Consider the following 11616-nt stretch of genomic DNA (forward strand, 5'->3'; position numbering starts at 1 on the left):
GTGCCAAACTATGCGTCTTAAATTGCCTTAGATTATGCCAAAGAGCGTTGTCAAGTATTTTAAATGGAGAAAACAAGTAGAAAAATACAGAAGATATTTGTTGAAAATTTTTTTAAACTTCCTCTTCCCTTTCGCGCTAGTTTAGTGTATGATAGTACGTGACCCAACATATTGTGTAGATTTACAAGGGAGTATCAATATTTTGTATGTGTGAAAGCGAGGGAATACAATGGGTGTGGACATTAAGACGAATGTAATCAAGCGGAATGGGGAGGAAGTCCTGTTCGACCTGTCGAAGATTGTGAATGCGGTGAAGGCTGCCAACGGCGAAGTGGACAGGATTCATCAGATGAACGATTATCAGATTGTTGCGATTGCAGATAATATAGCATCAAAGATAGGGGAGCTGCCCCATGCTGTGAATGTAGAAGATATTCAGGATATGGTTGAGCGCGGAATTATGGAGATGCGCGGTTATGAAGTGGCACAGAAGTATGTGCGTTACCGTTACAGACGGGAGCTGAAGCGTAAGTCGAATACGACGGATAACGGGATACTTTCCCTGATAGAGAATATTAACGAGGAGGTCACGCAGGAGAATTCTAATAAGAACCCTGTGATTAATTCGACCCAGAGGGATTATATGGCGGGGGAAGTCAGCAAGGATTTGTCGAAGAGAGTGCTGCTTCCGGCAGAGATTGTGAATGCACACGAAGAAGGAATCATTCATTTTCATGATTCCGATTATTTTGCCCAGAAGGAGCATAACTGTGATTTGATTAACCTTGCCGATATGCTCCAGAACGGGACGGTAATCAGTGAGACGCTGATTGAGAAGCCCCACAGTTTCTTTACGGCTTGCAACGTGACGACGCAGATTGTGGCGCAGGTGGCGAGCAACCAGTACGGCGGACAGTCGTTTACGCTGGCGCATCTGGCTCCGTTCGTTGATATCAGCAGGCAGAAGCTGCGCAAGGCTGTGATTGCCGAGCGTAAAGAGTGTGGCGAGAGTATGGATGAGGAGATTATCAGCAGAGTGACGGAGCGTCGGCTGAGAGAAGAGGTCAAGAGCGGTATCCAGACCATTCAGTACCAGTTGATTACGCTGATGACATGTAACGGGCAGGCGCCGTTCGTGACGATCTTTATGTATCTGGATGAGGTAGAGGAAGGTCAGGTGCGGGATGACTTGGCATTGATTATAGAGGAAGTATTGGTTCAGAGGATGCAAGGGGTGAAGAATGAGAAGGGTGTCTGGATTACGCCGGCATTCCCCAAGCTGATTTATGTACTGGACGAGGATAATGTGAAGGCTGGCACTAAGTACTGGCATCTGACGGAGCTGGCGGCGGAGTGTACGGCGAAGCGAATGGTTCCGGATTATATTTCCGCGAAGATTATGAAGGAACTGAAACAGGGAGACGTGTATCCTTGTATGGGATGCCGTTCCTTCCTGACGGTGGAGGATTCACAGCGGAACGAGGACGGAAGTCATAAGTTCTACGGCAGGTTCAACCAGGGCGTTGTGACGATCAATCTGGTGGATGTGGCCTGTTCTTCCGAGGGAGATATGGAGCGTTTCTGGGAGATTCTGGATGAGCGTCTGGAACTGTGCCACAGAGGGCTTAGGTGCAGGCATGAGCGCCTTCTTGGGACCGTGTCGGATGTGGCGCCGATTCTGTGGCAGTACGGCGCGCTGGCCCGGCTGAAAAAGGGACAGGTGATTGACGCTCTGTTGTACAACGGGTATTCGACGATTTCCCTTGGCTATGCAGGGCTTTATGAGATGTGCATGCGGATGCTCGGGAAGTCCCATACTGACCCGGAGGCAAGGCCGTTTGCGCTGGCAGTCATGCAGAGATTGAACGATAAGTGTAAGGAGTGGAGAGAGGCAGAGCATATCAGCTATTCTGTATATGGGACGCCGATGGAGTCCACGACGTATAAATTTGCCAAATGTCTGCAGAAGCGGTTCGGCATTATTGAGGGTGTTACGGATAAGAATTATATTACCAACAGCTACCATGTGCATGTGTCCGAGGATATCGATGCATTTAAGAAGCTGAAATTCGAGGCGGATTTCCAGAAATTGTCCCCGGGTGGCGCAATCAGCTATATCGAAGTGCCGAACATGCAGAATAATATTCCGGCGGTCTTGGCTGTGATGAAGTTCATTTACGACAACATTATGTATGCGGAACTGAATACAAAGAGTGATTATTGTGAATGCTGTGGATATGACGGTGAGATTACCATCAAGGAAGACGGGGCAGGGAAGCTAATCTGGGAATGCCCGAATTGCCAGAATAAGGATCAGGATAAGATGTTCGTTGCGCGCAGGACTTGCGGGTATATCGGGACGCAGTTCTGGAATCAGGGGCGTACTCAGGAGATTAAGGACAGAGTGCTGCATCTGTAAGAAATAGACGGTCCAGGCGTCTCATCTGTAGGAAGGGGACGGCCCGGGCGCTGTATCTGTAAGTAAGATGGAGGCGGCAAAGGTGACATTATGCATTATGGAAAGATAAAAGAATGTGATATAGCAGACGGCCCGGGCGTCCGGGTCAGTCTGTTTGTTTCGGGGTGCAGGCATCACTGTAAGGGGTGCTTTAATCCGGAGACGTGGGATTTTAAATACGGACAGCCTTATACCAAGGAGACGGAGGAAGAGGTGCTGAGGCTCTTGGAACCGGAGTATATTCAAGGGTTCTCGCTGCTTGGCGGGGAACCGTTTGAGCCGGAGAACCAGGGAGTGCTGACGGGGCTTCTGAGGAGAATTAAAGAGAGGTATCCTATGAAGGATGTCTGGTGTTACAGTGGTTATCTGTACGATGTGGATCTTGCCAAAGGCGGAAAGGTCCATACGGAGGTGACGGATGAGATGCTTTCCTATATCGATGTGCTGGTGGACGGTGAGTTCGTGGAGGAACTCAAGGATGTGACGCTGGTATTTCGGGGGAGCAGCAACCAGAGGATTATTGAGCTGAAACAGTGTGAGGAGAAAGGCAGGGATTTATAATATGAAGATAGCAGTGACATATGAGGATGGAAAGGTTTTTCAGCATTTTGGACATTCAGAGCAGTTTAAAGTCTATGATGTGGAAGACGGGAAAGTGGTAAAAAGCGAGGTGGTCGGCACGAATGGGCAGGGGCACGGCGCTTTGGCAGGTTTCCTGCTTCAGGGGAATGTTGACGTGCTGATTTGCGGCGGTATCGGCGGGGGCGCAAGGAATGCGCTGGCTGAGGCTGGAATTAAGCTCTTCCCGGGCGCGCAGGGGGATGCGGATGCCCAGGTTCAGGCTTATCTGGCGGGAGAGCTTAACTATGACCCGGATACGGTGTGCAGCCACCATGGGCATGAACATGGAGAAGGCGGATGCGGCCATCATGAACATGGAGAAGGCGGATGTGGGCATCATTGTGGGTAGAATGAGTGGAAGTTTTTTGAGAGAGGCTGTTGCGACAGCCTCTTTCATTATTAAGAATAAAGGAGGCGCTGTATGGGTAAGACTGCGAAGATGATAATTGATAAGGATTTCCGTATCTCACAGATTGATGACAGAATCTACGGTTCATTCGTTGAACATCTGGGACGTGCCGTATATGACGGGCTGTATCAGCCGGGGAATCCTCTTTCTGATGAGGAAGGTTTTCGTAAAGACGTGATGGATATGGTCAGGGAACTTAATGTGCCGCTCATTCGGTATCCGGGCGGGAATTTTGTATCGAATTTCTTCTGGGAGGACAGCGTAGGCCCGGCGGCAAAGCGTCCAAAGCGGCTTGAATTGGCTTGGCGAAGTCTGGAGACGAATGAAGTGGGCCTGAATGAATTTTCAAAATGGACGAAGAAAGTGGATTCCCAGGTGATGATGGCTGTGAATCTGGGAACCCGGGGAATTGCGGATACATGCAACTTGTTGGAATACTGCAACCATCCCGGGGGGACGAAATATAGCGATATGCGGATTGCCCATGGTGTAAAGGAGCCGCATCAGGTGAAGGTGTGGTGCCTGGGAAATGAGATGGACGGGCCATGGCAGTTGGGACATAAGACCATGGAGGAATACGGACGTCTGGCGGAGGAAACGGCAAAGGCTATGAAGCTGATTGACCCGGCTATTGAATTAGTTTCATGCGGAAGTTCAGCGCTTGATATGCCGACATTTCCCAGGTGGGAGTCGAAGACGCTGGAATGTACATACGATTATGTGGATTATGTTTCCATGCACCAGTATTATGGCAACAGGGACAACGACACTCTGGACTTTCTGGCGCAATCTGACGATATGGATGAATTTATCCGCACTGTGATTGCAACCTGTGATTATGTGAAGGCGAAGAAGCGGGGACGGAAGAATATCAACATCAGTTTTGACGAGTGGAATGTGTGGTATCATTCCAATGCGGCGGATGACGATATCACGAAGAATCATCCATGGCAGACGGCTCCGCCCATGCTGGAGGATATCTATACGATGGAGGACGCGTTGCTTGTGGGGCTGATGCTGATTACACTTTTGAAGCATGCGGACAGGGTTAAGATTGCCTGTCTGGCGCAGCTTGTGAATGTGATTGCACCAATCATGACTGAGGCAGGCGGCGGCGCGGCATGGAAACAAACGATTTTCTATCCGTTCATGCATGCGTCGAGGTTTGGGAGAGGCGTGGCATTGAAGCCTCTGGTGGCAGCGCCGAAACACGATACGGCGAAGCATGAGGATGTTACGGACGTGGAGAGCGTCGCAGTGTATCGTGAAGAGGAGGAAGAATTGACTGTTTTTGCTGTGAACCGGACGCTGGATGAGGATATCCTGCTGACTACGGACTTGCGGGGGATGGAGGGGTATCAAGTCATCGAACATATCGTGCTGGAGGATTCGGACCTGAAAATGGTGAACAGTGCTGGAGAGCAGCGGGTCATTCCTAAGGCTGTGAACCGCTCTTCGGTAGACGGGGGCGTGATGACGAGTATGCTGAACCGGGCGTCCTGGAATGTGATTCGGCTTGGCAGGAGGTAATCGTTCTGGTTGGAGGGAAGAGAATTGCAGAAAATACTGATTGTAGAGGATGATGCGAAGAATAACCAGATGCTTAATGACTATCTGGAAGAACATGGGTATGCGTGTACACAGGCGTTTTCCGGCAGTGAGGCGAAGCTGTTGTTTGGGCTTGAGGAGTATGATCTGGTGCTTTTGGATTTGATGCTTCCTGGAATCTCCGGGGAGGAGCTGGTATCAGTATTTTCGGAAAAGACACCGGTCATCGTACTGTCTGCCAAGAGCGGGGTGGACAGCAAGGTGGAGGTACTGTCGGCAGGCGCGGAGGACTATCTTTGCAAGCCGTTTGATTTGCCGGAGCTGTTGGTGCGGATTCAGGTGCAGTTCCGCCGCCGGGAGCGGCAAAGTGGGGTGGATGGGTCAGGCGGGGCTGGCATGGGAGAGCATGTGCCTGAACAGAAGGTCTATGCTTACCGTGAATGGACCATGAATCCGGATACTCAGGAGATGACGGCTTCCGGGTGTTCGGTGGAATTGACACGTCATGAATTTCTGATAATGGAGTTATTGATACGCAATCCGAAACGGGTCTTTACGAAACAGATGATTTACGAGTATGCATGGGGAGAGGAATATCTGGCGGAGGATAAGACTATTAATGTACATATCAGCAATATCCGTTCCAAATTAAAGAAGAGCGGTACGGATTCCTATATCCAGACGGTGTGGGGGATGGGCTTTAAACTTTCTTAAACTTTTCTGAGTACTTTTTAAAAACTCCTGTATTAGACTTATGCTTGTAATCAGAACAGGATGTAAAAGAGTGCGGGAAAGGAGAAAATAGAAAGTGAGTGCAGAAAGATGTGCGTTTGCCGTAGAGACAACGGCCCTTACAAAAATATATGGCGATAAGGCTGCGGTGAAGCAGTTGGATTTACGGGTACGGGAAGGAGAAATCTATGGATTTATCGGCAGGAACGGCGCCGGGAAATCCACGACGTTGAAAATGCTCTGCGGGCTTGCAAGCCCGACGGAGGGGGAAATCCGATTATTTGGAAAACCAGTCAACGACTCTTTGGTGGGGCAAAGACTAGGAGTCTTGATTGAGTCAGCGGGAGCATACCCTCATTTGACGGCAAGGCAGAATGTGATGATGAAGGCAATATGCATGGGGCTTGCGGATGACAAGAGCGTGGATGAGGTGTTGGGTATGACGGGGCTTGCAGATGCCGGAAGGAAAAAGGTGAAGCATTTTTCCATGGGAATGAAGCAGCGGTTGGGAGTCGCACTGGCCCTCCTGGGGAATCCAGACATGCTGGTACTTGACGAACCTGTAAATGGCCTGGACCCGGAAGGAATTCGAGAGCTTAGGCAGCTGTTCCTCAGGCTTCAGGAGGAGGGGAAGACGATTCTGCTAAGTTCCCACATTCTGGGGGAGCTTAGCAAGATTTCTACCAGCTATGGGATTATCAAAGACGGGGAAATGATTGAGCAGCTTACCCGAGAAGAATTAGAGGAAAAATGCCAGGATTATTTTCAGGTTGAGGTACAGGACGTGAAACGTGCTTTGGCCTTGATTGAGGAGGCGTTTCCGGGAGTGCAGGCAGAAGTAGCGGATACCAGAGCCATTCGGCTTTATGGAGTCGAGGATGGAGCAGGGGTGAACCGGATGCTGATTGAGAATCAGATTCCGGTGTATGCCTCGGGATTCCATCGAATGGATCTGGAAGAATATTTCTTGAGCCGCATGGAAGGGGGGCGTCAGTATGTTTAACCTGTTGCGTATGGATCTGTACAGGGTGAAGAGAGGTAAGTCGGTTTATATTTGTTTCGGGACGCTGCTCGCTGCAACGGCGTTTGTATTTGGAATGATGTGGCTTTTGGCGACGCCGCAGGGACAGGAGATTTCTTTGCGTATTGGCATGCTTTCTGCAAATGAGGTAAATGAATCGGATTATATACTGGAAGGATATGATTCTTTGATCTTTTACCGAGATATCTGTTTGGATGGCGGAGCGTATAATCTTATATTCGGCATCTGGGTAATGTTATTTGTCTGTGCGGATTTCCAGAGCGGATTTATCAAAAACGTTATGGCCCTGCATCAGAACCGGTGGAATTATATCGGAAGCAAGGTCATGACGGCATGGATTGTTGATTTTTGTTATTTGGTACTGAATCTGTTGGCTGTTCTGCTGCTGAACCGGATGTGCGGGGATATGGTTCCCTATGCGGGGTGGACGGAGATTCTATTTTACCTGTCATGGATATGGTTCGTGACTACGGCGTTTGCTGCCCTGATTATCTTTATCTGTGTCCTGACTAGAAGCGTGGCGGCAGGCTCATTGGCAGCATTTCTTTTTGGGAGCGGCGCTGTTGTGAGGCTTTTGTTGGGAATATTGAATATGTTTCATAAGGGTGAGTGGTTGAAATACTCGATTTCTATGACATGTGAACTTGGACCGGAGAAATATACTTCTGTGAAGGATCTCTATGTGTATGCGGTTGGATTTGGATTCCTGATTTTATATACGATGCTCGCGGGGATTGTGATGAAGAAGAAGGATATATAATCCGGCGGCGCTGCCAGTCGGCCCAATGTGGACAGGAGGCGTCCGACAGTGGTTTTGGAGTTTGTGATGGATGGTATGCGTGTGGCGCAGCAAGACAGGAGGTAGGTATGACGATTGTACTGGTAGTATTGACGGGCGTCTGCGTGGTATTGGCAATGCAGTACATCCGCAGTATCCTTGCGGTGCGTTCTCTGCGCAGACAGCTTGAGGAAATCGAGCGGGGCAGCCGTATGGAGATTGGCGTGAAGTGCCGCCAGAGGGAGGTGCTTTCGTTATGCAGGCAGTTGAACCGGCTCAGGCAGCAATGGTTCCGGAATCAGAAGCAGTATGAGAAGGTAGAGAAGCAGCTGAAACAGAATATTACCAGTCTGGCTCATGATATCCGGACGCCCCTTTCCGGGGCGGCAGGATATGTCCAGCTTGCACAGGAATGTGAAGATTCGGTGAAGCGGGAGCATTATCTTGAGACAGCGGACGACCGGCTGAAAGAACTGGGGGATATGCTGGAGGAGCTGTTTCTGTATACGAAGCTGACCAGTGTGGAATTTGAGCTGAATATGAGTGAGATACAGGTATTTCCCCTCCTTGGCGAGTGTCTGGTGGGCTTGTACCGTCAGTTTGAAGAAAAGGGAGTCTCTCCGGAGGTGGAGTTTCAGTCTGAGGGATTTCGGGTAAAGGCGGATGAGGAATGTCTTAGACGGATTTTCCATAATCTGATTCAGAATGGTCTTTTGCATGGTAAGGGAGGGATTTCTATTCGGCAGAGGGGATGCAGCATATTTTTTGAAAATCTGGTATCTGAGACCAGCATGCCTGACCCGGAACAGATCTTTGACCGATTCTATAAGGCGGATTCGGCCCGGCGGAAAGGCTCCTCCGGGCTTGGGATGTTTATCGTTAAGGAATTGATGGAAAGGATGGGGGGACAGTCAGAGGCTAAACTTACGGGGCAAAGGCTTACGATTCGTCTGGATTTTCCAGAAGTGGGATAACGGTTACAAGAACCTCATCGCCGGGCTGCTTGCCGATTTTATTGCGGATATCTTTGCGGATTCCGATAATATAGCAGACAGAACCGTCGGCATTTTTAACGCCCATGTTCACAATGCTTCCCCGGTAGGGTTCTCCATCGAAGGTGCTCTGGGCTTTGATCCGGCCTTTCCCGAATTCCTTTTTGATATCATGGGGAAACCGTACATATGCGCCGCCTTTGTCTGGTACGGCTTCTATGGTTGCATGAAATTCGTAGGTTTTATTGTGCATCTTTATTCTCCTTTGGTTTCCGTAAAATTTTGTCCATGGCTTTTCCTTTTGCCAGCTCATCGATTAATTTGTCCAGATAGCGGATTTCCTGCATTAACGGTTCTTTTATATCCTCTACCCTTACGCCGCATACGACGCCTTTGATTAATTTCCGGTTTGGGTTTAGCCTGGGGGCATTTTGGAAAAAATCTCCGTAGGTTACGGAACCGTCTATTGCATTTTGGATGTCTTCTTTATTATAACCAGTGAGCCAGCAGATAATGGTATCTGCTTCCTCTTTTGTTCTTTCTTTTTTCTCTGCTTTGGCGATTAATAGAGGATAGATTTTCGCAAAACTCATTGTATAGACTTTTTCTTGATTCATTCTTTAAAACCTCCGTTAATTTGGGGAATGTGCTATAGAATCCATTCTACGAAAAAAATGTGTTTTGTCAATCAATTTGCAGAAATATTTGCATACTCGATTGATTAATATCTTTTTTGGTATCGGTTATAATTAGACAAATCAAAAATTTATGGTCAAGGGGTGGGAAGGATGCCTAAATGTTTGGGTTCATAAAAAATGACAGTGGGAAAGTGATACCGGCTAACCGGATTTTTGATACGCTTCTGTATAATCATTTCCTTTCAGAGGATGAGACGTATGTATCAGATATGTATAAAGTGGCCCTTAGGGATAGGCTGTAGTGTAGATGAAAATATATTTCTGAACATGACATACTCTTGTCATGATTTTATGATATACTTATCCTATCAGCAGGCTGACGGACGAACCAGACAATGGGAATATTGTGTATACATAAGAGTCTTTAGAAACCACATAAGAATGAAGGAAGGATGATAAAATCATGGCATTTGACTATAAGAAAGAATATAAGGAATTTTATCTGCCAAAAAGAAAACCAGAACTTGTAACAATTCCTCCAATGAATTTCATCGCTGTGAGAGGCAAGGGGAATCCGAATGAGGAAGGCGGCGCATACAAGCAGTCAATCGGGCTGCTTTATGGAATTGCGTTTACCATAAAGATGAGTAAGATGGGCGACCATCGAATCGACGGGTATTTTGAGTATGTTGTACCGCCGCTTGAAGGTCTTTGGTGGCAAGAGGGGACGGAAGGAATCGACTATTCCAGAAAAGAGGATTTTGAGTGGATATCCATGATTCGTCTGCCTGAGTTCGTAACATTAGAAGAGTTTGAATGGGCCATAGGGGAGGCGGAGGCAAAAAAGAAGGCCGACTTTTCTTCCGTAGAATATTTTACCTATGACGAGGGCTTGTGTGTACAGTGCATGCATATTGGCGCATATGATGAAGAACCGGCGACCATAGAAGCAATGGATGCATTTGCCAAGGCACAAGGGTATCAGCCGGATATGGCCGGACCGCGTTTTCACCATGAGATTTACCTGAGCGATGTGCGCAGATGTAAGCCGGAGAATCTAAAAACAGTAATTCGGCATCCAGTGAAAACCGTAAATCTTTAAGATACGGGAGATACTACCGCGGGGCAGGAGGGGAGACAAAAGGATGAAGCTTGACCGGATGATAGGAATACTATCGATTTTATTACAGCAGGAAAAGGTGACGGCGCCGTACCTTGCAGAGAAGTTCGAGGTCTCCCGGCGCACTATTAACCGGGATATTGAAGCATTGTGCATGGCGGGAATCCCATTGGTAACAGAACAGGGGGCAAACGGCGGTATTTCGATTATGGAAGGGTATAGGATTGAGCGGACACTGCTCAGTACCTCTGATATGCAGGCAATCCTGGCTGGGCTTAGGAGTTTGGACAGTGTATGCGGTACGAACCGGTATGCGCAGCTTATGGAAAAATTATCGGCAGGAGCCTCGAACCTCCTCGCAGGAGATACACATATTCTGATTGACCTTTCTTCTTGGTACAAGGACACGCTTTCTCCCAAAATCGAATTGCTTCACAGCGCGATTATTGCCAGGCGGAAGGTTTCTTTCTGTTACCATGCGCCAAAAGGAGAATCAATGCGGACGATAGAGCCTTATGACCTGCTCTTCCAATGGGCCAGCTGGTATATCTGGGGATGGTGTGAAAAAAGGGAGGATTTCCGGCTGTTCAAGCTGGGAAGGATGACTGAACTAAAGCTGGGAGAGGTTTTTGAAAATCGTCCGAATCCGCCTTTGCCGGATTTGTCTCCGGAACGAGTATTTCCCAGCGGCTATCAGGTAAAGGCCATGATACAGCCGGAATATAAATGGAGGCTTGTGGAAGAATATGGGCTTGAGAGCTTTACCCAACAGCCGGACGGCACGTTGCTTTTTTCTTTTGGGTTTGCGGACAAGACAAGCATTGTGGGGTGGATCGCTTCCTTTGGGGGCGGGGCAGAGCTGCTTGAACCTGCGGAGTTTCGGAAGGATGTTTTGGAGTTTGCGGAAGGAATCATCCATTCATTGAAGAAAGGAAGAGAAAGAACATGGCATCAAGAATTGAATTTGTAGAATTTATTGTGGACCAGCTGCGTGGAGCCGGTGAGATTACATATCGAAAGATGTTCGGAGAATACGGCATCTATTGCAACGGAAAGATTTTCGGTCTTATCTGCGACGACCAGCTATTCCTCAAGATTACCAAGGCCGGACAGGAGACATGTCCTGATTTGGTGGAAGCGCCGCCTTATGAAGGGGCAAAAAATTATTTTCTCGTGGAAGATGTGGAGGACGCAGACACGTTGACGAAACTTGTAAAAGCAACCTATCAAGAGCTTCCGGAGCCAAAGCCCAAGAAGCGTAAGGCAAAATAAGCACAT

13 protein-coding genes and 1 pseudogene are annotated in these 11616 nt (G+C 48.3%); 12 read left to right on the forward strand and 2 right to left on the reverse strand.

Annotated elements, in window-relative coordinates; translation table 11 throughout:
- Window positions 1-229 precede the first annotated feature (229 nt).
- The 8 genes and pseudogenes from nrdD (at window position 230) to AC6I3O_RS00840 (ending at window position 8562) form a co-directional block, all read left to right on the forward strand.
- Window positions 230-2419 carry an anaerobic ribonucleoside-triphosphate reductase gene (gene nrdD / locus AC6I3O_RS00805; protein ID WP_497849359.1) on the forward strand — a complete coding sequence of 730 codons (2190 nt, stop codon included), beginning with the start codon at window positions 230-232 and terminating at the stop codon, window positions 2417-2419.
- 90 nt (window positions 2420-2509) lie between these two features.
- Window positions 2510-3019 (forward strand): anaerobic ribonucleoside-triphosphate reductase activating protein, encoded by a 510-nt coding sequence (nrdG, locus tag AC6I3O_RS00810; protein WP_497849360.1) that lies wholly within the window; start codon window positions 2510-2512, stop codon window positions 3017-3019.
- Window positions 3018-3428: pseudogene (locus AC6I3O_RS00815) on the forward strand (NifB/NifX family molybdenum-iron cluster-binding protein); the annotation flags it as partial. The gene nrdG and the pseudogene AC6I3O_RS00815, both read left to right, overlap by 2 nt.
- Window positions 3429-3500: 72 nt before the next feature.
- Window positions 3501-5018, forward strand: coding sequence for an arabinosylfuranosidase ArfA (gene arfA, locus AC6I3O_RS00820; protein WP_497849361.1), 1518 nt, complete (start codon window positions 3501-3503; stop codon window positions 5016-5018).
- A gap of 24 nt (window positions 5019-5042) precedes the next feature.
- The gene (locus AC6I3O_RS00825; RefSeq protein ID WP_497853394.1) at window positions 5043-5750 is read left to right on the forward strand and encodes a response regulator transcription factor; all 708 of its coding nucleotides are present in this window, start codon (window positions 5043-5045) and stop codon (window positions 5748-5750) included.
- A 94-nt stretch (window positions 5751-5844) separates the two neighbouring features.
- On the forward strand, window positions 5845-6771 hold the full coding sequence (locus AC6I3O_RS00830; RefSeq protein WP_497849362.1) for an ABC transporter ATP-binding protein: 927 nt from the start codon (window positions 5845-5847) through the stop codon (window positions 6769-6771).
- Window positions 6764-7570, forward strand: a complete 807-nt coding sequence (locus AC6I3O_RS00835; protein WP_497849363.1) for an ABC transporter permease — start codon at window positions 6764-6766, stop codon at window positions 7568-7570. Before AC6I3O_RS00830 ends, AC6I3O_RS00835 begins: the two co-directional genes overlap by 8 nt.
- Before the next feature lie 107 nt (window positions 7571-7677).
- Window positions 7678-8562, forward strand: coding sequence for a sensor histidine kinase (locus AC6I3O_RS00840; RefSeq protein ID WP_497849364.1), 885 nt, complete (start codon window positions 7678-7680; stop codon window positions 8560-8562).
- On the opposite strand, the gene AC6I3O_RS00845 is transcribed toward AC6I3O_RS00840, so the two are convergent.
- Together AC6I3O_RS00845 and AC6I3O_RS00850 are read right to left on the reverse strand one after the other, a co-directional pair.
- Window positions 8528-8833: a DUF1905 domain-containing protein gene (locus AC6I3O_RS00845; RefSeq protein ID WP_497849365.1), complete on the reverse strand. Its 306-nt coding sequence runs from the start codon at window positions 8831-8833 to the stop codon at window positions 8528-8530. The two genes, AC6I3O_RS00840 and AC6I3O_RS00845, sit on opposite strands and share 35 nt — an antisense overlap.
- Window positions 8823-9197, reverse strand: coding sequence for a DUF2200 domain-containing protein (locus AC6I3O_RS00850; RefSeq protein WP_497849366.1), 375 nt, complete (start codon window positions 9195-9197; stop codon window positions 8823-8825). The genes AC6I3O_RS00845 and AC6I3O_RS00850 overlap by 11 nt, the downstream gene beginning before the upstream one ends.
- Before the next feature lie 179 nt (window positions 9198-9376).
- Between AC6I3O_RS00850 and AC6I3O_RS00855 the strand changes: the two genes are divergently transcribed.
- From AC6I3O_RS00855 to AC6I3O_RS00870, 4 genes are all read left to right on the forward strand, one after another.
- Window positions 9377-9520 carry a hypothetical protein gene (locus AC6I3O_RS00855; protein ID WP_497849367.1) on the forward strand — a complete coding sequence of 48 codons (144 nt, stop codon included), beginning with the start codon at window positions 9377-9379 and terminating at the stop codon, window positions 9518-9520.
- Window positions 9521-9681: 161 nt separating this feature from the next.
- Complete coding sequence (locus AC6I3O_RS00860; RefSeq protein WP_497849368.1) at window positions 9682-10320, forward strand: GyrI-like domain-containing protein; 639 nt, start codon at window positions 9682-9684, stop codon at window positions 10318-10320.
- 43 nt (window positions 10321-10363) lie between these two features.
- The gene (locus AC6I3O_RS00865; protein WP_497849369.1) at window positions 10364-11308 is read left to right on the forward strand and encodes a helix-turn-helix transcriptional regulator; all 945 of its coding nucleotides are present in this window, start codon (window positions 10364-10366) and stop codon (window positions 11306-11308) included.
- Window positions 11284-11610 (forward strand): TfoX/Sxy family protein, encoded by a 327-nt coding sequence (locus AC6I3O_RS00870; RefSeq protein ID WP_497849370.1) that lies wholly within the window; start codon window positions 11284-11286, stop codon window positions 11608-11610. The genes AC6I3O_RS00865 and AC6I3O_RS00870 overlap by 25 nt, the downstream gene beginning before the upstream one ends.
- The last annotated feature ends 6 nt before the right edge of the window (window positions 11611-11616 follow it).

The organism is Sporofaciens sp. St.21A7 (assembly GCF_059728535.1).

Bases quoted from the DNA above. Each gene is read 5' to 3' on its own strand.
- nrdD (WP_497849359.1), top strand. From the start codon at position 230: ATGGGTGTGGACATTAAGACGAATGTAATCAAGCGGAATGGGGAGGAA.
- nrdG (WP_497849360.1), top strand. From the start codon at position 2,510: ATGCATTATGGAAAGATAAAAGAATGTGATATAGCAGACGGCCCGGGC.
- arfA (WP_497849361.1), top strand. From the start codon at position 3,501: ATGGGTAAGACTGCGAAGATGATAATTGATAAGGATTTCCGTATCTCA.
- AC6I3O_RS00835 (WP_497849363.1), top strand. From the start codon at position 6,764: ATGTTTAACCTGTTGCGTATGGATCTGTACAGGGTGAAGAGAGGTAAG.
- AC6I3O_RS00840 (WP_497849364.1), top strand. From the start codon at position 7,678: ATGACGATTGTACTGGTAGTATTGACGGGCGTCTGCGTGGTATTGGCA.
- AC6I3O_RS00845 (WP_497849365.1), bottom strand. From the start codon at position 8,833: ATGCACAATAAAACCTACGAATTTCATGCAACCATAGAAGCCGTACCA.
- AC6I3O_RS00850 (WP_497849366.1), bottom strand. From the start codon at position 9,197: ATGAATCAAGAAAAAGTCTATACAATGAGTTTTGCGAAAATCTATCCT.
- AC6I3O_RS00855 (WP_497849367.1), top strand. From the start codon at position 9,377: ATGTTTGGGTTCATAAAAAATGACAGTGGGAAAGTGATACCGGCTAAC.
- AC6I3O_RS00860 (WP_497849368.1), top strand. From the start codon at position 9,682: ATGGCATTTGACTATAAGAAAGAATATAAGGAATTTTATCTGCCAAAA.
- AC6I3O_RS00865 (WP_497849369.1), top strand. From the start codon at position 10,364: ATGAAGCTTGACCGGATGATAGGAATACTATCGATTTTATTACAGCAG.
- AC6I3O_RS00870 (WP_497849370.1), top strand. From the start codon at position 11,284: ATGGCATCAAGAATTGAATTTGTAGAATTTATTGTGGACCAGCTGCGT.